20 protein-coding genes and 1 pseudogene are annotated in these 22,683 nt (G+C 72.3%); 12 read left to right on the forward strand and 9 right to left on the reverse strand.

The features are described from left to right. Positions 1 to 37 precede the first annotated feature (37 nt). From V1634_RS16190 to hpnH, 4 genes are all read left to right on the forward strand, one after another. Positions 38 to 1,069 carry a polyprenyl synthetase family protein gene (locus V1634_RS16190; RefSeq protein ID WP_331208656.1) on the forward strand — a complete coding sequence of 344 codons (1,032 nt, stop codon included), beginning with the start codon at positions 38 to 40 and terminating at the stop codon, positions 1,067 to 1,069. Then, positions 1,069 to 3,069 carry a squalene--hopene cyclase gene (gene shc, locus V1634_RS16195; RefSeq protein ID WP_331208657.1) on the forward strand — a complete coding sequence of 667 codons (2,001 nt, stop codon included), beginning with the start codon at positions 1,069 to 1,071 and terminating at the stop codon, positions 3,067 to 3,069. The genes V1634_RS16190 and shc overlap by 1 nt, the downstream gene beginning before the upstream one ends. Continuing rightward, positions 3,066 to 4,580: a 4-hydroxy-3-methylbut-2-enyl diphosphate reductase gene (ispH, locus tag V1634_RS16200; protein WP_331208658.1), complete on the forward strand. Its 1,515-nt coding sequence runs from the start codon at positions 3,066 to 3,068 to the stop codon at positions 4,578 to 4,580. Before shc ends, ispH begins: the two co-directional genes overlap by 4 nt. Positions 4,581 to 4,656: 76 nt before the next feature. Then, positions 4,657 to 5,661, forward strand: coding sequence for an adenosyl-hopene transferase HpnH (gene hpnH / locus V1634_RS16205; RefSeq protein ID WP_331208659.1), 1,005 nt, complete (start codon positions 4,657 to 4,659; stop codon positions 5,659 to 5,661). A 60-nt stretch (positions 5,662 to 5,721) separates the two neighbouring features. Here hpnH and V1634_RS16210 read toward each other — a convergent pair whose 3' ends face one another. The 3 genes from V1634_RS16210 to V1634_RS16220 form a co-directional block, all read right to left on the reverse strand. Further along, positions 5,722 to 6,483: an SDR family NAD(P)-dependent oxidoreductase gene (locus V1634_RS16210; RefSeq protein ID WP_331208660.1), complete on the reverse strand. Its 762-nt coding sequence runs from the start codon at positions 6,481 to 6,483 to the stop codon at positions 5,722 to 5,724. A gap of 80 nt (positions 6,484 to 6,563) precedes the next feature. Beyond that, the gene (locus V1634_RS16215; protein ID WP_331208756.1) at positions 6,564 to 7,421 is read right to left on the reverse strand and encodes a helix-turn-helix domain-containing protein; all 858 of its coding nucleotides are present in this window, start codon (positions 7,419 to 7,421) and stop codon (positions 6,564 to 6,566) included. Between the two features lie 315 nt (positions 7,422 to 7,736). Then, positions 7,737 to 7,976 (reverse strand): DUF397 domain-containing protein, encoded by a 240-nt coding sequence (locus V1634_RS16220; RefSeq protein ID WP_107255963.1) that lies wholly within the window; start codon positions 7,974 to 7,976, stop codon positions 7,737 to 7,739. Between the two features lie 473 nt (positions 7,977 to 8,449). On the opposite strand from V1634_RS16220, the pseudogene V1634_RS16225 reads away from it, so the two are divergent. Then, positions 8,450 to 9,037 (forward strand): annotated as a pseudogene (locus tag V1634_RS16225) (GGDEF domain-containing protein); the annotation flags it as partial. A 190-nt stretch (positions 9,038 to 9,227) separates the two neighbouring features. Then, positions 9,228 to 9,497, forward strand: a complete 270-nt coding sequence (locus tag V1634_RS16230) for a hypothetical protein (RefSeq protein WP_107255961.1) — start codon at positions 9,228 to 9,230, stop codon at positions 9,495 to 9,497. A gap of 154 nt (positions 9,498 to 9,651) precedes the next feature. On the opposite strand, the gene V1634_RS16235 is transcribed toward V1634_RS16230, so the two are convergent. The 4 genes from V1634_RS16235 to V1634_RS16250 form a co-directional block, all read right to left on the reverse strand. Further along, complete coding sequence (locus V1634_RS16235; RefSeq protein WP_331208661.1) at positions 9,652 to 10,056, reverse strand: hypothetical protein; 405 nt, start codon at positions 10,054 to 10,056, stop codon at positions 9,652 to 9,654. Between the two features lie 63 nt (positions 10,057 to 10,119). Further along, a complete protein-coding gene (locus V1634_RS16240) occupies positions 10,120 to 11,022 on the reverse strand; it encodes a carbohydrate ABC transporter permease (RefSeq protein WP_331208662.1) in 903 nt (300 codons plus the stop codon). Beyond that, positions 11,019 to 11,996, reverse strand: coding sequence for a carbohydrate ABC transporter permease (locus tag V1634_RS16245; protein WP_331208663.1), 978 nt, complete (start codon positions 11,994 to 11,996; stop codon positions 11,019 to 11,021). The genes V1634_RS16240 and V1634_RS16245 overlap by 4 nt, the downstream gene beginning before the upstream one ends. Before the next feature lie 40 nt (positions 11,997 to 12,036). After that, positions 12,037 to 13,299 carry an ABC transporter substrate-binding protein gene (locus V1634_RS16250; RefSeq protein WP_331208664.1) on the reverse strand — a complete coding sequence of 421 codons (1,263 nt, stop codon included), beginning with the start codon at positions 13,297 to 13,299 and terminating at the stop codon, positions 12,037 to 12,039. 293 nt (positions 13,300 to 13,592) lie between these two features. Here V1634_RS16250 and V1634_RS16255 point away from each other — a divergent pair, with 293 nt between their 5' ends. Together V1634_RS16255 and V1634_RS16260 are read left to right on the forward strand one after the other, a co-directional pair. After that, complete coding sequence (locus V1634_RS16255) at positions 13,593 to 14,588, forward strand: hypothetical protein (protein WP_331208665.1); 996 nt, start codon at positions 13,593 to 13,595, stop codon at positions 14,586 to 14,588. Positions 14,589 to 14,593: 5 nt separating this feature from the next. Continuing rightward, complete coding sequence (locus V1634_RS16260; protein WP_331208666.1) at positions 14,594 to 16,174, forward strand: asparagine synthetase B family protein; 1,581 nt, start codon at positions 14,594 to 14,596, stop codon at positions 16,172 to 16,174. Between the two features lie 28 nt (positions 16,175 to 16,202). On the opposite strand, the gene V1634_RS16265 is transcribed toward V1634_RS16260, so the two are convergent. Then, positions 16,203 to 17,402 (reverse strand): aminotransferase-like domain-containing protein, encoded by a 1,200-nt coding sequence (locus tag V1634_RS16265; RefSeq protein WP_331208667.1) that lies wholly within the window; start codon positions 17,400 to 17,402, stop codon positions 16,203 to 16,205. A gap of 945 nt (positions 17,403 to 18,347) precedes the next feature. On the opposite strand from V1634_RS16265, the gene V1634_RS16270 reads away from it, so the two are divergent. The 3 genes from V1634_RS16270 (at position 18,348) to V1634_RS16280 (ending at position 20,681) form a co-directional block, all read left to right on the forward strand. Continuing rightward, positions 18,348 to 19,088: a hypothetical protein gene (locus tag V1634_RS16270; protein ID WP_331208668.1), complete on the forward strand. Its 741-nt coding sequence runs from the start codon at positions 18,348 to 18,350 to the stop codon at positions 19,086 to 19,088. A 251-nt stretch (positions 19,089 to 19,339) separates the two neighbouring features. Next, a complete protein-coding gene (locus V1634_RS16275) occupies positions 19,340 to 19,933 on the forward strand; it encodes a response regulator transcription factor (protein ID WP_331208757.1) in 594 nt (197 codons plus the stop codon). Between the two features lie 148 nt (positions 19,934 to 20,081). Further along, positions 20,082 to 20,681, forward strand: coding sequence for a response regulator transcription factor (locus V1634_RS16280; protein WP_331208669.1), 600 nt, complete (start codon positions 20,082 to 20,084; stop codon positions 20,679 to 20,681). 98 nt (positions 20,682 to 20,779) lie between these two features. On the opposite strand, the gene V1634_RS16285 is transcribed toward V1634_RS16280, so the two are convergent. Beyond that, a complete protein-coding gene (locus tag V1634_RS16285; protein ID WP_331208670.1) occupies positions 20,780 to 21,811 on the reverse strand; it encodes an aldo/keto reductase in 1,032 nt (343 codons plus the stop codon). Positions 21,812 to 22,038: 227 nt separating this feature from the next. Here V1634_RS16285 and V1634_RS16290 point away from each other — a divergent pair, with 227 nt between their 5' ends. After that, entirely contained in the window at positions 22,039 to 22,671 is a 633-nt protein-coding gene (locus V1634_RS16290; RefSeq protein ID WP_331208671.1) for a TetR/AcrR family transcriptional regulator, read from the forward strand. Positions 22,672 to 22,683: the final 12 nt, after the last annotated feature.

Consider the following 22,683-nt stretch of genomic DNA (forward strand, 5'->3'; position numbering starts at 1 on the left):
CAGGTCATGGCGACGACGAGCGTAGCGAGGAGACGACATGACCGTGATGCTGCCCAGCGTCCTCGCCCAGGTGGACGAACTCGTCCAGCCCGAGATCCGGGCGACGCTGGAACGGATCGACGAGCGTACCCGGCTGGTCGCCGGCTACCAGCTCGGCTACTGGGACGCCGCAGGGGAGCCCGCCGGCCGGGGCGGCAAGGGGTTGCGTCCGGCGCTGGCGCTGCTCTCCGCCCAGACCGCCGGCCAGCCGGTACGCCGGGGCCTGCCGGCGGCGGTCGCGGTGGAGCTGGTGCACAACTTCTCCCTGCTGCACGACGACGTGATCGACGGTGACCTGGAGCGCCGGCACCGGCCGACCGCGTGGGCGGCGTTCGGGGTCGGTCCGGCGATCCTGGCCGGGGACGCCATGCTCAGCCTCGCCGACGAGGTACTCGCGGACGACCCAACCCTGGACGTACGCGCGGGACTGACCACCATGCACACCGCGATCCGGCGACTGATCGCCGGGCAGGCGGCCGACGTGGCCTTCGAGTCCCGTCCCGACGTCACCCTCGACGAGTGCCTGGCGATGGCCCGGGACAAGACGGCGGCGCTGCTCTCCTGCTCGGCGACGCTCGGCGCGGTGCTCTGCGGCGCCCCGGCGACCCTGGTGGACGGCCTGGCCCGGTACGGGGAACGCCTCGGCCTGGCCTTCCAGCTCGTGGACGACCTGCTCGGCATCTGGGGTGAGCCGGCCGTCACCGGTAAGCCGGTCCTTTCCGACCTGCGGGCCCGGAAGAAGTCGGTTCCGGTGGTCCGGGCCCTCACCTCCGGCGGCCCGGCCGGTGACCAGCTCGCCGAGTTGTACGCCCGGACCGGCGAACTCTCCGCCGCCGACCTGGGCCTGGCCGCCGAGTTGATCGAGGAGACCGGCGCCCGGGACTGGACCGAGAAGCAGGCCGACCGGCTGCTCACCGAGGCGCTGGCCGAGCTGGACCAGTTGGGCGAGCCCGGCGCGGCCGGAGAACGCTCCGACGCACACGCCGACCTGGTGGCGATCGCGCACTTCATGACGGGACGGGACCACTGATGGGCGCGACGGTCTCCACCAGCGACGGCAACCCGACCACACCGTCCAAGGTGCAAGGAAGGGCCCCTTCTACAACAGAAAACGATAGTAGGGGGCCCTTCCTTTCCGCCGAGGCGGCGCTGGACCGGGCGCGGGACCTGCTGCTCGCGCGGCAGCAGCCGGGCGGCTGGTGGCAGGGCGAGCTGGAGACCAACGTGACGATGGAGGCCGAGGACCTGCTGCTGCGGGAGTTCCTCGGCATCCGTACCGAGGTGGAGACCGAGCCGACGGCCCGGTGGATCCGCTCGAAGCAGGACCCGGACGGCGCCTGGGCGACCTTCCACGGCGGGCCGGGGGACCTCTCCACCACCATCGAGGCGTACGCGGCGCTGCGGCTGGCCGGTGACCCGCCGGACGCCGAGCACATGTGCCGGGCCCGGGAGTTCGTACTCGCGCACGGCGGCATCGAGCGCAGCCGGGTCTTCACCCGACTCTGGCTGGCGCTCTTCGGCGAGTGGCCGTGGCACCGGCTGCCGGCGATCCCGCCCGAGGTGGTGCTGCTGCCGTCGTGGTTTCCGCTCAACGTCTACGACTTCGCCTGCTGGGCCCGGCAGACCATCGTGCCGCTGTCGATCGTCCGCGCGCTGCGCCCGGTACGCCCGCTCGGCTTCTCGCTCGGCGAACTGCGTACCGGACTGCCGCTTGAGCAGGCGGCGACGCCGAGCCGCAAGGGGCGCTGGATGCACCGGCTCGACGCGGCGCTGCGCGGCTACGAGCGCCACCCGGTCGGCCCGGTACGCCGCAACGCGCTGCGCCGGGCCGCCGAGTGGATCGTCGCCCGCCAGGAGGCGGACGGCTCGTGGGGCGGCATCCAGCCGCCGTGGGTCTATTCGCTGATCGCACTGCACCTGCTCGGCTATCCGCTCTCGCACCCGGTGCTGCGCAGCGGGCTGGCCGGATTGGAGCGGTTCACTGTCCGGGAGGAGACTCCGGACGGCCCGGTTCGCCGGCTGGAGGCGTGCCAGTCCCCGGTCTGGGACACCGCGCTGGCGATGGTCGCGCTCGCCGACGCCGGGGTGCCGGCCGACCATCCGGCGCTGACCACCGCCGCCGACTGGCTGCTCGCCGAGGAGATCCGGGTCCCCGGCGACTGGTCGGTACGCCGGCCCCGGGTGGAGCCCGGTGGCTGGGCGTTCGAGTTCGACAACGACGGCTACCCGGACACCGACGACACCGCAGAGGTGCTGCTCGCGCTGCGGCGCTGCGGGGCGCATCCGGCGCTGCGGCCGGCGATGGAGCGCGGGGTCCGCTGGCTCTGCGGGATGCAGTCCGCCGACGGCGGCTGGGCCGCGTTCGACGCGGACAACACCCGGGCGATCGCTCGCGACCTGCCGTTCTGCGACTTCGGTGAGGTGATCGACCCGCCGAGCGCGGACGTTACCGCGCACGTGGTGGAGGCACTCTGCGCGGAGGGGCTGGCCGGTTCGATCCCGGTCCGCCGGGGCGTGGCGTGGCTGCTGCGCCACCAGGAGGCGGACGGTTCCTGGTTCGGCCGGTGGGGCGCCAACCACGTCTACGGGACCGGTGCGGTGGTGCCGGCGCTGATCGCCGCCGGGGTACGCCGGGACGACCCGAGGATCATCCGGGCGGTCTGCTGGCTGCACCGACGGCAGAACGCCGACGGCGGCTGGGGCGAGGACATGCGCTCGTACCGCGATCCGGCCTGGCGGGGTCAGGGCGACTCGACCGCGTCGCAGACCGGGTGGGCGCTGCTGGCTTTGCACGCCGCCCGTTCGGACGACTCGGCGTCGGTCCGGCGCGGGGTGGACTGGCTGGTGCGTACCCAGCGCCCGGACGGGGGCTGGGACGAGCCGCAGTACACCGGCACCGGGTTTCCCGGCGACTTCTACATCAACTACCACCTCTACCGTCTGGTCTTCCCGGTCAGCGCCCTCGGCCGGCTGCTGCGCGACCCCGAGTACGCCGGCCGGCTGTCCCGCGATCCGGGAGAGTCCAGTTGAGTGGCGGGGACTGGGTGCTGTTCGCACCGATGCGGGCGGAGGCCCTCGGGTTGCGGCGCGGCCTGCCGCCGGGCGCACCGCTGCGGCGTACCGGTCGGGGTCCGGCCCGGGCCGCCAGGGTCGCCGCCGGGCACCGCGACACCGGCGCGCTGGCGGTGGCCGGCATCGCCGGTGGGCTGGTGCCGTGGCTGCGCACCGGCGACCTGGTGGTGGCCACCGAGGTACGTCGGGCCGGTGTCGTCGGGGGCGCTCCGGTACCCTGTCCGGCCGCCCCGATGATCGCGGCGGCGCTGCGCCGACGGGGCCTGACCGTCCACCTCGGACCGGTCGTGACCAGCCGGCGGATCGTCGACGGCGCCGACCGCACCCGGCTCGCCGCCACCGGCGCGATCGCGGTGGACACCGAGTCGGCGGCGCTGCTGGCCGGTGCCGCCGGTCGCCCGATCGCCTGCGTACGGGTGGTCGCCGACGTGCCACCGCATCCGCTGTACCGGCCGGCGACGCTCGGCCGGGTGATCGCGGCGCTGCGGGTGCTGCCGCGACTCGGCCCGGCCCTGTCGGAGTGGGCGGCGGCGACCACCGCCCGGCAGGTGGTGCTGGCCGCGCCCCGGTCGTTCTGCGCCGGGGTGGAGCGGGCGATCAGCGTGGTGGAGCAGGCGCTGGACCGGCACGGCCCGCCGGTCTACGTCCGCAAGCAGATCGTGCACAACCTGCACGTCATCGCCGACCTGCAACGCCGCGGGGCGGTCTTCGTCGACGAGCTGACCGAGATCCCGGACGGCGCGACCACGGTCTTCTCCGCGCACGGGGTGGCGCCCGCGGTCCGGGCCGCCGCCGCCGACCGGGGACTGCCGGTGATCGACGCGACCTGCCCGCTGGTGACCAAGGTGCACAGCGAGGCCCGCCGGTTCGCCGGGCGGGGCAACACGGTGCTCTTCATCGGGCACGCCGGGCACGAGGAGACCGAGGGCACCCTCGGCGAGGTACCCGGCCGGATCGCCCTGGTGGAGTCGGTCGGTGACGCGGAACGGATCGAGGTCGCCGACCCGGACCGGGTGTCGTACCTGGTGCAGACCACCCTGGCCGTGGACGAGGTGGCCGGGGTCCTCGACGTACTCCGGCGGCGGTTCCCCGCGCTGACCGGGCCCTCCTCGGACGACATCTGCTACGCCACCACCAACCGGCAGGCGGCGTTGCGCGAGGTGGCCGCCGTTGCCGACGTGGTACTGGTGCTCGGCTCGGCCAACTCGTCGAACTCCCGGCGCCTGGTCGAGGTGACCGAGCGCGGGGGCACCCCGGCGTACCTGGTCGACGACGTGGAGCAGGTCGACCTCCGCTGGCTCGCCGGTGCCCGGACGATCGGCGTGACCGCCGGTGCCTCGGCGCCGCCCTGGCTGGTCGACCAGACCGTGGCGGCGCTGGCCGGGCTCGGCGCCGACGCGGTACGGGAGCACAGCACGCGTACCGAGGATGTGCACTTCACCCTTCCCAAGGAGATTCGAACACCATGACGGGGACCAGTTCGCGCAATGCCGTGCGGGATCGCCGCGCGCCGATCGACCGGCCGACCGGAACGGGGTGGTGACGATGGGCATGCCCCTGCGCCAGAGTCTGCGGGTCGGCCGCTACCTGATGGAGCAGAAGCTGCGTCGGAGGACGCACTTTCCGCTGCTGGTCGAACTGGAGCCGCTCTTCGCCTGCAACCTGGCCTGCGCCGGTTGCGGCAAGATCCAGCACCCGGCTGACGTGCTGAAGCGCCGGATGCCGGTGGAGCAGGCGCTCGCCGCGATCGAGGAGTGCGGGGCGCCGATGGTCTCCATCGCCGGCGGCGAGCCGCTGATGCACCCGGAGATCGACCGGCTGGTCGACGAGCTCGTCAAGCGCCGCAAGTACGTCTTCCTCTGCACCAACGCGGCGCTGCTGCGCAAGAAGCTGCACAAGTTCACCCCGTCCCGCTATTTCTCCTTCGCGGTGCACATCGACGGGCTGCGGGAGCGGCACGACGCCTCGGTCTGCAAGGAGGGCGTCTTCGACGAGGCGGTCGAGGCGGTACGGGAGGCGAAGCGGCGCGGCTTCCGGGTCACCAGCAACACGACGTTCTTCTCCACCGACACCCCGCAGACGGTGATCGAGGTGCTCGACTACCTCAACGACGACCTGGGCGTCGACCAGATGATGCTCTCTCCGGCGTACGCCTACGACAAGGCTCCGGACCAGGAGCACTTCCTCGGCGTCGCGGAGACCCGGGCGATGTTCAAGAAGGCGTTCGGCGAGGGGCGCCGCAAGAAGTGGCGGCTGAACCACTCGCCGCTCTTCCTGGACTTCCTCGAGGGGAAGGTCGACTTCTCCTGTACGGCCTGGGCCATCCCGTCGTACTCGCTCTTCGGCTGGCAGCGTCCCTGCTATCTGCTCGGCGACGGGTACGCGCAGACGTACCGGGAGCTGATCGAGACCACCGACTGGTCGGCGTACGGCCGGGGGCGGGACGCCCGCTGCGCCAACTGCATGGCGCACTGCGGGTACGAGCCGACGGCGGTACTCGCCACCATGTCCTCGCTGCGCCAGTCGATCCGGGCGATCCGCGCCAACTGAGCTGCAAGGAAGGGCCCCTTGTACAACAGAAAACGATAATAGGGGGCCCTTCCTTGCACCTCAGCCGAAGCGGTCGGCGAGCCGGCGGTAGGTGGCCGGCAGGGTGGCCCGGACCGCGATCGGCAGCACCATCCAGCGGGGCAGGCAGACCTCGTGCCGGCCGGTGAGCATGCCGGTGAGCAGGGCGTCGGCGGCCCGTTCCGCCGGTACCGGCCGGGGGCGGCGGCGCGGGTACGGCCGGCCGCGTGTGGCGAAGAACGGGGTGTCCACCACGGCGGGGACGAGTTCGGTGACCACGATGCCCCGACCGGTCGTCTCCTTGCGCAGGCTGTCGGCGAAGACGCTCAACCCGGCTTTGGTGCCCGCGTAGACCGCCTCCTCGCGTACGCCGAGCCGGCCGGCGATGGAGCCGACGAAGCCGAGTCGCCCGCTGCCCCGGGTGAGCATCCCGGGCAGTACTGCCCGGGCGAGCAGCATCGGGGCGGTCAGGTTCGCCGCCACCAGCGCCTGGATCTGGGCGTCGGTCATCCCGGTCAGCGGCCCGGCGAAGCCCTGGCCGGCGTTGTTGACCAGGATGTCGACCCGGCCGGCGCAGTCGAGTACCTGTCCGGCGAGCGCCTTCGTCCGTTCCGGGTCGGTGAGGTCGCACGGGATCGCCGTACCCCCTGACTCGGCGGCGACCGCCGCGAGCCGTTCGGGGTCGCGGCCGCTGAGGAAGACCCGCGCACCGGCACCGGCCAGCCGTCGGGCGGCGGCGGCGCCGATCCCGGAGGAGGCGCCGGTGACCAGGGCGACGGCGCCAGCGAGGCGGCGGGAAGTCATATCGGTAGTGTGGCCCATCCGGCGCCGGTGAACCGGGCGGAGCGCCGAACCGGTCTCGCCGCGGGGGCGGCGGCCGGGGCTCAGGAGTCGAGGTCGGCCAGGGCCGCGCGGAGGAACGCCGGGGTCTCGGTCGGCGGGACGGCCTCGACGCAGAGTCGTTCCATCGCGGCGGCGTAGTAGTCCACGTCGTCGCGCTTGTCGAGGTAGAGCGCGCTGGTGAGCTGTTCCATGTAGACGACGTCCGGCAGTTCCTGGTCGGGGAAGCGGAGCAGGCTGAACGCACCACCGGCGGCGGCGTGCCCGCCGGCCCGGAACGGGATCACCTGGACGGTCACGTTCGGCAGCTTGCCGACTTCGATCAGATGCTCGAGCTGGCCGCGCATCACGCCGACCCCGCCGATCGGGCGGCGCAGCGCCGCCTCGTCCACCACGGCCCACAGCTGCGGCGCACCCGGTCGGGACAGTACCTTCTGCCGGTCCATCCGGAGCTCGACCCGACGCTCGATCTCGTCCGGCGGCGCACCGTCGTGGGCGAGCAGCACGACGGCCCGGGCGTAGTCGCGGGTCTGCAACAGCCCGGGGATGTACTGCACCTCGTAGGCCCGGATCAGCGCGGCGGCGGCCTCCAGGCCGAGGTAGGACTGGAACCAGTTGGGCAGCACGTCGCCGTACCGGTGCCACCAGCCGGGGTTGTTGGCCTGCCGGGCCAGGGCGAGCAGGGCGGAGCGTTCGCTCTCGTCGGTCACCTGGTAGAGGGTCAGCAGATCTGCGACGTCGCGTTCCTTGAATCCCACCCGGCCCAGCTCCATCCGGCTGATCTTGGACCCGGACGACCTGATCTCCCAGCCCGCGTCGTCGCGGCTGACGCCCCTGGCCTCCCGTAGTTTGCGCAACTGGCTGCCGAGCAGGATTCGCAGCACGGTGGGGCCGCCCGCCATCCCGGGGTCGGCGGCTCCACCCGCGAAGACCGGCCCACCATCGACGATCGGTTCGCCGTCGGCGATCTCGCCGCCGTCGGGAACCGAGTCATGGCCGGATGGAGCCATCGTCACGTGTCGCCTCCACACATGCTCGACGCAGCCCACCAAGGGCTGGGCCAAATCCGTCGGTAAGCATGCCATGGCGGGACGGTGCGGAGGGTAGACCCAACGCGCTAATTTTCTCGACCCTCGGACAGTCGGGGCTCGCGCCGAGCGTGTCGGGGCGGTGGCGAACGGTGGTGTCGACGTACCGGACGCCGTAGGTAGCCCTGGCTAACCGATGAGGTTGTCGAAGTCCCCGTCGCGGGCGCCGAGGATGAAGGCGGTGATCTCGTCGATGGTGTAGATCAGCGCCGGTCCGTCGGGGTCCCGGGAGTTGCGCACGGCGATACCGGCGCCGCCGGGCAACTCGGCCATCTCGACGCAGTTACCGCTGGGGTTGCTGCGGCGGCTCTTCTGCCAGGCGAGGGTGGGCAGCTGGCCGGTGGACATGCCGTTGTACGTCTGAATCATCGCCAGTCTTTCTGGGGGTTCCGGAGGGCTGGGGGCGGTGGGCGTCGCGTAGGCCCGGCTGCGTACTGATTCCTCCCCGTGGACGCGTCCTCAGCCGTGACGGTGCGTGGAGCACCCGTCTGGTCATCTCTGCATGACCATCTGCACGTGCATTCGCTCTTGCGCCTGCACCTGACAGCGAGCATGATAGCGCGGTAAGGGTGTGTCCGTTTGTTCACTTTTCGTGATGGAGGCGGGGGGCCGTTGCCAGCGCAACCGAAGCGTCGGGGACCAGGCAAGATCGCCGACACGCGCGCCTGCCTGGGCAGATGGTCGCCAACGGATCGCAACGGCGCAGTTTCGGCCCGTGCTGGCGTACGCGAACTTGGATCACGGACAGTCACTGGTTACTCCCGGCTACCGGCCTTCGGACACGGTCCGCGTCCGACCGACGACCGTGCCTCCGGCCGGGTCTCCTGAAGGGACACGAGACCGTGGATCCCTTCACCTTCGCGGCCGGCGCCGCCGCGGTAGCGGGCCTCGGCGCGGCCTGGCGGATGCGTGGCCAGGTGCGGTTGGCCCAGGCGGAGGTGGTCCGGCTCCGCGAGGAGTTGCAGTCGGAACGGCACGCGGCCACCCACGACCCGCTGACCGGGCTGCTCAACCGGCGGGCCTTCTACCAGATCGGCGCCGCGCTGGTCGCCGATCCCGGCCGGCCGCCGCTGGTTGCGGTGGTCCTCGACCTCGACGACTTCAAGCAGATCAACGACCGGTTCGGGCACTCCGCCGGAGACCAGGTGCTGGTCGCGGTGGCCTGGCGGTTCGCGGCGTACGCGGGCAACAACCTGGTGGCCCGGCTCGGCGGAGACGAGTTCGCCGGCCTGCTCGCCGGAACCCGTGCCGACGGACGCTGGCTGCACCAGTCCGCGCGACGGCTCGCGGAGCTGCTCTCCGCGCCGATCCAGGTGGCCGAGCGCGACCTGCGGGTCACCGCGTCGATCGGACTGGCCCCGGTGCACGGCTGCGCGCAGTTGACCGAGGTGCTCGACCTCGCCGACGCCGCGATGTACCGGGTGAAGACCCGGCGGGCCCGACTCGCCCCGGCCGAGGTCGACGCGGCCGGTTGCGTCGGCCCGCTCGGGGGGTACGTCCAGAGCCAGGCACAGCTCGGCCGGTCGAGCAGTGCGACCGGCGAGACCACCGGCACGCCGGCCGTGCCCCGTGAACTGATCGAGACGACACCCGGTGCCGAGTCAGGAGGGCAGTGACAAGATGCCAGTACCCAACGTGGATCCGCACCGACGGAACCCGGCGGAGATCGACTCCACCGCCAGTTACCGGCCGACCGACCCGGTCTGGGTCTACCGGTCCGGCACCTGGCGGGCCGGAGTGGTCGAGGCGGCCTCGGCGCTGGCCGCGACGGTCACGTACCGGCCGAACAGCGCCCGGGGCACCGGGGTGGACACCCTCACCGCGCAGTACATGATCCGGCGGCAGGAGCCGGACCCGTTGCTCGACGGCGAACCCGCCGGCCGGCGCTAGGGATCCCGGCAGGACCAGGGGCCCGGTCAGCCGGGCCCACCGCCGAAGCGGGCGGCGCGTGCCGCCCGCCCCGGGGCGGATCCGCGCCGAACGCCCCGCCCCACCCGCGCCGAACACCCCGCCCGCGCCTGGCGATCCGGCCCGGCGGTGGAGTTCAGCGGCCGCGTCGGCCGAGGTGGGCGCCGAGCGCGGCGACCAGTCCGGTGCCGAGTGCCGAGCCGAGCGCCACGAGTACCGCACCGATCACCCAGAGCCCGTCGGCGTCCGGATCGGTGGCGGCGTCGACCGAGAACGCCACGGTGAGTACGGCCGGCACCACGACGCCGGCCAGCCACGGTCGGCCCCGGCGCCCCGCCTCGAAGACCAGTACGGCGAGTACCACCCCGAGGCCGAGCACCTGCCAGGCCGAGTACGGCCCGGTCTGCGTCCCGGTCACCGGATCCGTCTCCTTCTGCTGGTCCCAGCCGAGGAACGCCCAGTACGCCAGCGCGGTGGAGCCGGCGAGTCCGACGATCCAGAGCGGGGTGTGCCGGGCCTGGGCCGGCTGCCGTTCGGTCATGCCTCGACTCTCCACCATCGAGGCGACCCGGACCCGAGTACCCCTACTCAGCGGTGCGGGCGCTCAGCCCTTCAGCCCGGAGGTGGCGACGCCCTGCACCAGGAACCGCTGGAAGAACAGGAAGAAGAGGATGACCGGCACCAGGGCCAGCATCGACATCGCCATCAGCGCCCCGTAGTCGGAGATGGTGGTCTGGTCGATGTAGAGCTGCAACGCCAGCGGCAGCGGGTACTTCTCCGGGGTGCTGAGGTAGATCAGCGGGCCGAAGAAGTCGTTCCAGGTCCAGATGAAGGTGAAGATGGCCGTGGTGACCAGGGCGGGGCGGGACAGTGGCAGCACGATGTGCCAGAACGTGGCCCAGTGGCCGGCGCCGTCGATCCGGGCCGACTCGTCCAGTTCGGCCGGGATGGTCCGCATGAACTGCACCATCAGGAAGACGAAGAACGCCTCGCCGGCCAGGAACTTGCCGACCAGCAGCGGCAGGTAGGTGTCGACCAGGCCGAGCCGCTGGAAGACCGCGTACTGCGGGATGATCAGGACGTGGAACGGCAGCAGTAGCGTCGAGATCATCAGTGTGAACATCGTCGCCCGGCCCCGGAAGCGCAACCGCGCGAAGGCGTAGCCGGCGAGCGCCGACGAGGCGACCGTACCGACCACCGAGAATCCGGCCAGCAGTGCGGAGTTCCCGAAGAACCGCAGCACGCCGATCCCGGCGAGCCCTTCGGCGGCCTGCCGGTAGTTCGCCGCCGTCGGTTCGGTCGGCAGCAGTTCCAGGCTGCCGAGGATGGACTGGGACGGCTTGAACGAGGCGGCCACCAGCCAGCCGACCGGATAGAGGAGCACGGCCAGGATCGCGAGCGCCCCGAGGTGCCAGGCCAGGCTGCTCCACCGGCGGCGGGGTGCGGCGGGACGTACGGCCACCGCCGGGGTCGGCGTTCCGGTCCGGGGTACCTCGGTGGCGGTCATCGCTGGTCTCCGGCGTAGTGCACCCAGCCCCGGGCGGTCCGGAACAGGAACGCGGTCACCAGGCCCACGCCGAGCAGCAGCATCCAGGCCAGCGCCGAGGCGTAGCCCATCTGGAAGTCGGCGAAGCCACGGTCGTAGAGGTAGACGGTGTAGAAGAGGGTCGAGCCGGCCGGGCTGCCGTTCCGGCCGCCGATGACGTACGCCGAGGTGAAGATCTGGAAGGAGTTGATGGTCTCCAGCAGCAGGTTGAAGAAGAGTACCGGCGAGATCATCGGTAGCGTCACCGACCGGAAGCGGCGCCAGCGGCCGGCCCCGTCGACCTGGGCGGCCTCGTAGAGTTCGGCCGGCACCTGTTTGAGCCCGGCCAGGAAGATCACCATCGGTGCGCCGAACTGCCAGACGGCCAGCAGCACCAGCATCAGCAGTGAGAAGTCGGGGTTGCCGAGCCAGCCGCCGACGTCGATGCCGACGGCGCGGAGCAGCCGGTCGACCACCGCCTCGTCGCTGAACAGCGCCCGCCAGACGATCGCCACGCTGACGCTGGCCCCGATCAGCGACGGCCCGTAGAACGCCGCCCGGTAGAAACCCTCGCCCCGGCGGCGCTGGTGCAGCAGCAGGGCCACCGCGAGCGCGGCGGCCAGCTTGACGGGTACGGCGACCAGCACGTACATGCCGGTGACCCGGACGGACTGGAGCCAGCGCGAGTCGTCGAACATCCGCCGGTAGTTCTCCAGGCCGACCCACTCCGGCGCGGTGAAGAGGTTGTAGTCGGTGAACGAGAGGTAGAGCGAGGCGGCCATCGGCCCGATGGTCAACAGCAGCATGCCGAGGATCCACGGCGACAGGAACAGATAGCCGGCCGGCCCGTCACCCGGCCGCCGTCCCCGCCGTCCCGGTCCGGCACCGGCCCGGCGGGGGCGCGGGGCCGGACCGGCCGGCTCGTCCCGGCGGACGGCCGTCTGGCTTGTCGTCATGTGCTGTTGACGCTCCTTCCGGGGTGGCGCCGCTACCGCTTCAGGAGCCGAGCTTCTGCTCCGCCTCGGCGAAGAACTCGTCCACCGCCCGGGGGACCGTGATCCGGCCGTAGTGGAGTTCCTCGCTGATCCGGATGAAGGCCGCCTCGACGCTGCCGGCACCCTTCGGTGGTGCCGGGGGAGCCTTCGTCAACTGGTCGGCGATGCTCTGCTCGAAGGCGGCGACCTCGGCCAGCGGACCCTGGAGCTGGGCGGCGGCGCGCTGGGCGTTGGTCGCCGGCAGGCCGCGGTTGCCGCCGAAGATCCGGCCGACCTCGGGGTCGTTGATCAGGAACGAGATCAGCTTGGCCGCCGCCTCCGGGTGTTCGGTCCGGCTGGAGGCGCTGAGCAGCATCGCCGGTTTCAGGTACTGGCCGAGCTGTCCCGGGTTGTCGGTCGGCACCGGGGCCAGCTTCAGCGGGGTCTTGACCTCGGCGGCGTACCGGACGAGGAAGTTGTCCCAGCCGAGTTCGGAGGCGATCAGGTCGTCGACGAATCCGGAGCGGGGTTTGATCTGTACCGCCTTGTCGACCGGCAGCACCACCTTGGCCTTGATCAGCTCTTGGCCCTCGGTCCAGAACGCGCTGAGCTGCTCCTTGGTGAAGCCGAGCTTGCCGTCCGCGGTGAAGAGCTGCCCGCCCTGCTGGCGGAGCCGCGCTTCGAGGTTGTAGATGATGCCGGTGTAGTTGCCGCCGCCGTAGCTGTCGGTCGCCTCGGTGATCTTCGCCATGCCGCTCCGGTAGTCCTGCCAGGTCCAGCCGGCGGCCGGTTCCGGTACGCCGGCCTTGGCGAAGATCGCCGGGTTGTAGTACAGGCTCCAGGTGTTGCCGCCCACCGGTACGCCGTACAGGGCGCCGTCGACCTCGCCCGCCCCTTGGAAGCCGGGGAGCAGGTCGGTCAGCACGAGGTTGTCACCGGTCTGCTTCCCCAGGTCGTAGAGCACCCCCCGGTCGGCGTACTCGCGCAGGTAGGAGAAGTCCATCTGGAGTACGTCCGGTGCGTTGCCGCCGGCCGTCTCGGTGGCCATCTTCTGCCAGTACGCCTCGTACTCCTGGAAGCTCGGCGTGACCTTGACGCCCGGGTTCTTCGACTCGAAGAGCGCGATCGCCTGCTTCATCAGCTCGGCCCGGTCGGCATTGCCCCACCAGGAGTACCGGAGGGTGGCTGTCCCGGACTCGGAGTCGCCGCCGCCGCAGCCGGCGAGCAGTGCGCCGAGGCAGACGAGCGCGGCTCCAGCCGCTACGACGCTTCTGAAACGTTTCATCATCGGCGTGAAACCTCCCGGGACCAGCGCGCCGGAGACGGCATCGGACGGGGCGAGGGTGCGAGTGCGAGAGCTTGTCAGGAAGGTTAGGAGATTGATCTACGCCCGTCAATGCAGACGTAAAACGTTCCAAATATCGGTCCGCCGTGCAGGGTGAACGCCTCTGGTGGGCTCGCCTCCCGGACGCCGACGCCGACGAGCCGGAGCAAGACGCATTTTTCCGGTTTACCGGGTGTTACGGTCAAAACCGGCAGTATTTTCGGGGCCACGCCGAAACCTGGGAGAGGCCGGACATGCCCAGCCAAGAGGTCGCCGGGGAGATCGGATCACCGATCCGGCCGAGCGGGCGGCAGCAGTCGCGTCTGACCGCCGGCCGTACCCTGCGCCAGGCCAGCGAGGCGTCCCTCTCCGAACTGGTCGGATACCGGGCCGCGGTGGCGGAGCTGCTCGCCGAGGTGGCCGGGCACACCAGCCGCGACGACCTGCCCAGACTGGAGCGGACCCTGACGGACCGGATCACCGGTCCCGACTTCACCGCCGTCCTCGGGACACTGCCCGGGGGCACCGCCGAGGCCGCGAACCGGCTGGTCCGGGAGATCCGGGACTACCGGCCGAACAACCGCAGCGCCGCCCGCGACCTCGCCGGGCTGATCCGGATCTACCTGCTCTCCCGGATCGACGCCATGTGGTGGGGACACCTGCCCGGCTTCTCGACCGACGCCGACCTGCACCGCTGCGCGGAACTGGTCGACCTCGACGCGCTGCGCCGCACCGACCTGCTCCGGTTCCGCTACCGGCGGCCCGCCGGGCACCTGCTCAGCCGGGCGGCCAGGGCCGTCCGGCGCCAGGTCCGGCCACCCGGGACACCGCCGGCCGGCCGCGCCGGCGCACCGGCGGCCGGCACCGGACCACGGACCACCCGGACCCGGCCCGAGGTGGTGGCGCTGCTGAACCAGCTCGCCGTGGACCTCCGCCGGCGCCGTCCCGGCCCGACCCCGCCGCTGCGGGTGACCAGCCTCGCCCGCAGCCTGGAACACCAACACCGGCTCCGGGCCCTCGGGTACGCGGCCATGCTGCCCAGCGGGCACTGCCTCGGGTACGCGATGGATCTTGAAATGTCCTGGCTGCGCCGCCTCGACGCGCCCGGGATGGTCGCCGCCCTGCTGCGCGAGCGGCAGGGTTGGGGCGACGTCAACGTGATCGACGAGGGTCAGACCTGGCACGTCTGTGTCAGCCCGCGCGCGGCCAGCCGGCTGCGCCGGGACTTCCTGACCGCCCTGGGAGGTTGAGCGGCATGTCCGGCATCGTCCTTCTGCTCGGTCCCGGCGCCGACCGCCGCACCTTCCACCGGATGATGGCCGAACTCACCCCACGCGGCGACCTGGCCGAGACCAGGCTCGGCCCCGACCTGCTGGCCGGCGTCCAACGGCTGCGGATCGTCGACCGGGAGCGCGCGGCACAACCCTGGAGTTCCGCCGACGGCCGGTGGCTGCTCTGCTACAACGGCGAGGTCTACAACCACCGGGAACTCGCCGCCGAACTGCGCCGGCTCGGCCGGCCGCCGCGCACCGAGAGCGACACCGAAGTCGTACTGGAGGCGTTCCTGGCCTGGGGACCGGAGGCGGTCACCCGGCTGCGCGGCGAGTTCGCCTTCGCCCTCGCCGACACCGCCACCGGACGGCTCTACCTGGCCCGCGACCCGCTCGGAGTGCGACCACTCTACTGGTCCCGGCACCTGCGCCGGTTGCACGTCGCCTCCGAGGTCAAGGCGCTGGTGCCGATCGGCGCACCGATCTCGGAGCTGCCGCCCGGACAGCACGGCTGGGCCGACGCCGTCAGCGGGCCCGAGCTGGTGCCCTACCTGGACCTGGCCCGGTCCGGCGTCGGGCAGCCACCGGTCCGCGACACCGGGGAGGCGGCGGCACTGCTCCGCGAGGCGGTCCGGGACAGCGTCCGGGTCCGGGTCGACACCGACCTCACCGTCGGGGTACTGCTCTCCGGCGGGCTGGCCAGCACCCTCACCCTGCTGCACGTCCGGGAGTTCCACCACGACTGCGTGGCGTTCACCGTCGGCACACCGGAGAGCCCGGACGTGCGATATGCCCGGCGGCTCGCCGCCGACCTCGGCGTGCACCACGAGGTGATCGAGATACAGCCCCGGGACGTCCGGCTCGACGACATCCGGGCCGCCATCCGGATCTCCGAACTCACCGAGTACGCCGACCTGATCGACGCGGTCGTCTCGGTGCCGCTCTTCCGGCGGGTCCGGGACCTCGGCGTCCGGGTGGTACTCAGCGGAGACGGCGCCGACGACCTCTTCGGCGGGCATCCGGGCTCCGGCCGGGTCGGCCCGGAGGCGGCCGGCCGGCTCTTCCGACACCGGCTGCGCAACCTCTGCCGGACGGGGTTGCAGCGGGCGGACCGGACCAGCCTCGGGCACGGGGTGGAGGCCCGGCTGCCGTTCCTCGACCTGTCGCTGGTCGAGTTGGCGATGCGGCTGCCGGCCGAGCTGAAACTGCGGGACGGCCGGCGGCAGTGGCTGCTCCGGCACGCCTATGCGGACCTGTTGCCGCAGTACGTCCGGGACCGGCCGAGGGAGCCGATGGCGTACGGGTCGGGGCTGCACGAGGGGGTACGGCCGTACCGGGCGCTCTTCGCCCGCCAGTACCGGGGGTTCGGCTACGAGCTGCTGGAACCGGTACGCCGGGACTTCGACACCGTACTGGTGCGCTGCGGTCACGACCTCGACCGCGCGGTCGAGCGGGGCGCCGCCCGGCCGGACGTCTTCGAGCACGCCCGCGACCTGGCCGGGATGGCGAGATGGAAGGTCGGCCCGGCGTGGCGCCGGCTGACCGGATCCGGCCGGCAGAACTGAGCCGCCCCGGGAGGCTGCCGCCCCCGGTTCAGCCCGGCAGTGGGGTGGGCCGGCTCGACAGTCCGGCGTCCCGGTAGGCCACGGCGAGCCGGCGTACCCCCTCGACCAGTGTCTCCGGATCACACATCGAGTACGACAGCCGCAGGTGGCGGTGCCCGGTGTCGGTCACGAAGAACTGCCGGCCGGGCAGGTACGAGACTCCGGCGGCCTCCGCGTACGGCAGTAGTTCGGTGCCGCCGTACGGGTGCGGCAGCCGCAGCCAGAGGAACCAGCCACCGTCGGGTACGGTGAACTCCGCCTGCGGCAGCTCGTCGCGTACGGCGGCCACCAGCGCGTCGCGTTGCCGGCGGTACCGGATCCGGATCGCCGCCACGTGCCGCCGGTACGCGCCGGACGCCGCGAACTCGGCCAGGGCCAGCGCGCTGGTGTGGTTGACCCCGCCGCCACTGTCCACGTAGCCCCGGGCGGTCACCGCCGCGACCAGGGACGGGGCCCCGGTGAGCCAGCCGAGCCGCAGTCCGGGTGCGACGCTCTTGGCGAACGATCCGATCCGGACCACCGTCCCCGGCTCGGCACCGCTGAACAGCGAGGCGGGTGCCGGCGGCGGGTAGGCGAGTTCCCGATAGGTGTCGTCCTCCACCACCGGTACGCCGGTGCGGGCGGCCGCCGCCAGCAGGGCGGTACGGCGCTGTGCCGGCAGCGACCGACCGGTCGGGTTGTTGAAGGTCGGCACCAGGTAGAGCATCGCCACCCGCCGGCCCTGCCGGGTGATCGCCCGGATCAGGTCGGCGGTGGCGGCGGGATCGATCCCCTCCCGGTCGGCGGGGGCGGGCACGATGTCGACCCGGTGGTCGGCGACGACCCGCAGCGCCAGGTGGTAGGTGGGGGAGTCGACCAGTACGACGTCGCCGGGCCGGCAGAGCACGGAGGCGACCAGATCGAGCGCGTGGGACGCGCCAGCGGTGACGAAGACCTGCTCGGGCTCGGGCGGCACCGAGTCCACCTCGGCCAGCCGCTCGCAGAGCCACTCGATCAGCGGCCCCGGGCCGGCCGAGTGGCCGTAGGTGAGCGCGGCTGCACCGTGGCGGCGCAACGCGGAGCGGGTCGCCTCGGCCCAGGCCTCCACCGGCAGCGCCGCCGGGTGCGGATGCCCCCAACCGAGGTCGACGCTTCCGGCCCGGCTCCGGAACTGCACGATGGGCAGTGCGGGCGGGCGCGGTGCCGTCATCCACTCACCATAGCCAGCCCCGCCCCGCCGGTCGGTCGGCCGGCGGACCGGAGCGCGGCCGAAGGTGCTTTTCTGGCGGTACCCGGTGAACCGTCCCGACCGGCCCTGTGCGCCGTCGCGGCCCGCACGGCGGGGTACGGCGTGAGTGAACGGGTACTCCTCGCCGCACCCGCGAGCCGGCGTGGTTCACCGGGTGCATCGTGATAGACACTGCGTTACGCTTTCGTTCCTGTCCGCCTAATCGAGGAGCGCTTTCGCGACATGGCCCTGGTCTCAGCAGTCCGGCGCGCGCCGGGTCCGGACAGGCCGGGCCCCGGTAGGCGTGCTGTCCGACTTCTGACCCGGGCCGCCCTGCTCGGTGGCGGTGCGCTGGCCGGATACGTCCTTCTCAGCATGCTCGACGGGCCGGCGCTAGCCGGTGACCGGGACGCGTCGGCGACCACCTCGCGACCACTCGGCTCGCTCGTCGAGACGGTCGCGCCGGGCCTGCCGGGACTGCTCGACGATCACGTTCAGTTGCCTCGAAAAGCGACACCCGAGACCGATCGCCCCACTTCCGGCTCGGCCCGGACCCGTCCGGAGTCCGCCCGTCCCGAGCGGACCCGCCCCGAACGATCTCGTCCTGAGCGGTCCCGTCCTGAGCGGTCCGGTCCTGAGCGGACCCGCAACGAGCGGTTCCGCCCGCCGACCGACGCGGAGCGTGGTGGGTCCGCGTCGCGGCCGCAGCGGGAGCACGCCCCCGGCCGGTCGGCGCGCGAAGGTTCCGCGCGCGCCCCGGAGCGCGGCGAAGCGGCGTCCCGGGCCCCAGGACCGGCCCCCACGTCCCGACCGCAGGACGGGAGCCCTGCCGATCGCGGAGACGTCGGAGAGGCCCCGATCCGGCCCGACCGGGTCACGGCGGAGACCGATGGGTCGGCCCCCGTCCTCGGCACTCCGCTTCGGACGGTGCTCTCCGAGACACCGACCGCCCTGCCCGTGGTGACCGCCGTGCTCCCGGAGTTGGCGGCCGGGGTGCCTGCGCTCACCGCGGTGGTTCCTGAACTGGCGGCCGGGGTGCCCGTGCTGGCCGGAGCGGTTCCGGACGTGGTGGCCGGGGTGCCGCTGGTGCTGGAGGTGCTGCCGGAGGCGGTGGCGGGCGTCCCGGCAGCGGCCGAACGGTGGCCGGAACTGTTCGGCGCGGTACCGGAGATCGTGCACAGCGTGCCCGAGGTCGTCGGTGACGTGCCGCACGGCGGCCGTCTCGGCGCACCGTCACCCCGGCTCCTGGCAGCCCAGCCGGTCGAGCCGGCTCCGGCGCCCGCCGTGGCGTGGCCGCCGATCTCCCCGCCGGCCCTGGCCCAGCCGGCCGCTCCGGTTCCGGCTCCCCTCGAACCGTCCACGTTCTCCGCTCCGCTGCGGCAGCCGCTCGATCCGGGTGCCGGCAGCGCGGCGGGCGCGACCCGTCCGTCGGTTCCGCGTGCCGTCGTCCGGGACACCAATCCCGGGTTGCCGTCCACGCCCCGTTCACCCGTCGACACCGGTGCCGGCACCCAACAGGCCGGGCCCACGCAGTCCAGTGGCGGACAGGCCGCCGCCCTGCCGGCCACGCCCGGCTGGCAGCCCACCACACGATCTCCGTCGGTCCTGCCGGGCGGAGGCGCCAGTCCCACCGGCCGGTCGCCCGGCGTACCAGCGTTGCCTGGCTGATCCGTTCCGGCGGCCGTACTCCCGGTCGCTTTCCTCCGTCTCCGCCGTGGCCGGCCCGTTCCTGCGGGCACCCGGTGGAAGCCTCCGTCGGTGCTCCGGGCACCGCCGTACCCGTCGAGGTGGCGGGCCCGACCGACGGCGCCGTACTCAATCGTGCTCGTGATCGGCTCCGGTCGGGTGCTGACCCGCTCGGATGTCGACGTTGTCGCTGAGTCGTGTACCGAGATCGGAGTGACCTCGTGATCCGGATTGTGATCGTTGAGGAGATGGGTTTGTTGCGGGGTGCGTTGCGGGCGGTGTTGTCGAGTGAGGAGGACCTGGACGTGGTGGCGGACCTCCACGAGCCGGGTGAGTTGGTGGCGCTCGTCCGCCGGCGCCGGCCGGACGTCGTCGTGGTCGACATGGAGCTGCCGGGTGCCGACATGCTCGACGTGGTGGCGCAGCTCGGTACGGAGGCGCCGGGCAGTGCGGTACTGGCGTTGAGCACGCAGTTGACCCCGGAGGCGCTGCAACGGGCGATCCGGGCCGGTGCCCGGGGCTTCGTCGACAAGAACCTGCCCCCGGCGGAGCTGGCTCGGCTGGTCCGGGCGGTGGCGTTCGGCGAGCGGGTCTTCGACCCGGTCGCCGCGGTGGCCGCGCTGAACCCGCCGGAGAGCCCGCTCACCAACCGGGAGCTGGAGGTGCTGCGGGTGGTCGCCGAGGGTCTGCCGCTGAAGGAGATCGCCCGTCGGCTCTACCTGGCGCACGGCACGGTGCGTAACCACCTCTCGGTGATCCTGCGCAAGACCGGGACACGCAACCGGCTGGAGGCGGTTCGGCAGGCCCAGCGGGCGGGTTGGATCTGACCGGCCCGGTCACCGGCACATCGTGGGGTCGGGGCCGGCGGCGGCGAACGCGTCGGCGGCCCCGGTCGCTCCAACGGGCGCACTCGGCGTGGTCGTGTTTGAATGTTCACGCGGGGTGATCTAGCGATGACAAGTAGCAGGGGGGAACGTGATACGAACGCTGCTCGCGCTGAACGGCGCTCTCGTCCGTGGCGCCCTGGCCTTCGTGCTGACCACTCAGGACGACATCGAGGTCGTCGCGGAGGTCGACCGAGCCGAGGACATCGGCACGGCGCTGCGGATGCAGCGTCCCGACGTGGCCATCGCGGACGTCAAGCTCTTCGGGGCGGGGGCCCTCTCCAACGGGGTCGCGCCGTCCGAACCGCCACCGGTACTGGTTCTGGTGGACCCGCGTCGACCGAGGGTGCTCGGGGACGCGTTACGTGCCCAGTGCCAGCGCCTCGGGTTCCTCGGCAGCGACGTCGGCCCGGAGCGGGTGATCGATGCGGTACGGCGGCTCGCCTGCGGGGGGTCTGTGGTGGACGCCGATCTGGTGGTCGCGGCGCTGTCCCGGGACAATCCGCTCACCGAACGGGAGGTGGAGGTGCTGGAGATCGCCGCCGAGGGGTGGCCGGTGGTGGAGATCGCCAGCAAGCTGTCCCTCTCCGCCGGTACGGTGCGGAACCATCTGTCGCGGATCGCCGGCAAGACCGGTGCGCGTACCCGGATCGAGGCGATCCGGATCGCCCGGGAGAGGGGCTGGATCTGAACCTTCCGACCCGGTAGGGGACCGGGGAACGAAGACCGCTGGCGGGCGGGACGGTCGCCGTCCCGCCCGCCAGCGTGTCCCGGGGCTCCCGGTCGGCCCTACCGGGGTGTGCGGGCGCCGGCGAAGGCCTGCTGGATCCAGTTCGGATAGGCCGGAGGCAGGCTGCTCACCTCGTCGAGTTCGGCGAGGTCCTGCGGGCTGAGGACCAGCTCGGTCGCGGCGATGTTGTCGGTCAGTTGGTCGAGCCGGCGGGCGCCGACGATGACGCTGGTGACCGCCGTGCGGCCCAGCAGCCAGGCGAGCGCGACCCGGGCCGGGCTGACCTGGTGCCGGGCGGCCACCGCCCGCAGTACGTCGAGTACCTCGTGCCCGCGGACCGGGTCGATCAGCGGGAACTGGGAGTACTCCGGATGCGCCTGCCGGGAGCCGTCCTCGGCGACCGTGCCGGTCCGGTCGGTCTTGCCGGCGAGGAAGCCGCCGGCCAGCGGGCTCCACACCGTCAGTCCGACGCCCTCCGCCTCGGCCATCGGCAGCAGGTCCCGTTCGGCGTCCCGGCCGACCAGCGAGTAGTGCGCCTGAACGGAGACGAAACCGGCCCAGTCGTGCCGGGCGGAGATGCCCAGTGCCCGGCTGACCTGCCAGGCGGCCAGGTTGGCGCAGCCGACGTAGCGCACCTTGCCCTGGCGTACGGCGTCGTCGAGGGCGCGCAGCGTCTCCTCGAACGGGGTCAGGTGGTCGAAGTTGTGGATCTGGTAGAGGTCGATGTGGTCGGTCCGCAGCCGGCGCAGACTGTCCTCCAGCGCCCGCATGACGTGTAGCCGGGACTGGCCGTTGTCGTTGGGGCCGGGCCCCATCGGCGCGTGCACCTTGGTGGCGAGTACGACGTCCCGGCGCCGCTGCCCGAGTACCTGGCCGAGCAGCTCCTCGGACTCCCCGTCGCTGTAGACGTCGGCGGTGTCGATGAAGTTGATCCCGGCGTCGAGGGCGGTGCCGACGATCCGGTCGACGTCCTCCCGGCCCAGTGCCCCCAACTGGCGGTAGATCGGATGGTCCTCCCCACCGAAGGTCATCGCGCCCAGCGAGATCTCCGAGACCCATACCCCGGTACGCCCAAGTAGGCGGTATTTCACTTTCTGCCCCTTTATCTCGTGCTCGATCGCGGCCGCCGATCCAGTCTCGCCGGGCCGCCGAAGCCTATCGGACACTACGTCGGACACACTGTCCGACGCAATGCTAGCTCGCCTCCCGGGGACATGCCCCGACGCTGCGTACCCGGCTCTGACCAGCTCTGGCCACCTCCTCGACCACGCACCGCCGACTCGACGCCGAGCCGGCGGGCCGACCTAAGATTTCCCACATGCCATCGATCACCCGGCGCCGCGCGCCCGACCCCGACCGGCGGGCCGCGGTCGAGGCACAGGTCCTCGCCGCGACCGAGCGGCTGCTAGCGGAGGGGACGAGCTTCACCGAACTCGGGGTGCAGCGGATCGCCGAGGCGGCCGGGGTGGCCCGCTCGACCTTCTACACCCACTTCCGCGACAAGTCGGAACTGCTCATGCGACTGGCCGGCACGATGCAGACCGCCAACTTCGACATCGCCAGCGCCTGGCGGCCGGAGGACGGCGTCGAGGCCCTGATCGACGCCTTCCGGCAACTGCTCGGAATACACCGCAGGTACGCCGCCGTGATCAACGCCGTCAACGAGGTCGCCGCCTACGACCCGGCGGTACGCCAGTTCTGGCGTACCGGTGTGGCGCGGTTCTCCGACAACACGGTCCGGCTCCTCGCCGAGGACCAGCGGGCGGGGCGCGCCCCGGCCGACCTCGACGTGGACGCCGCCAGCCGAATCGTCGTGGTGGGCGGCGAGAGCGCCATCATCGACCACATCGCCAGCTCCGGCGGGGACAGCGGCGGCGATGACGCGTTCGCCCGCGAACTCGCACTGATCTGGTGGCACGGCGTCTACCGGCGACCGGCGGCACCGGACTGATCCGCGACACGT

This window comes from Plantactinospora veratri, assembly GCF_036421995.1.
Classification (GTDB): Bacteria; Actinomycetota; Actinomycetes; order Mycobacteriales; family Micromonosporaceae; genus Plantactinospora; species Plantactinospora veratri.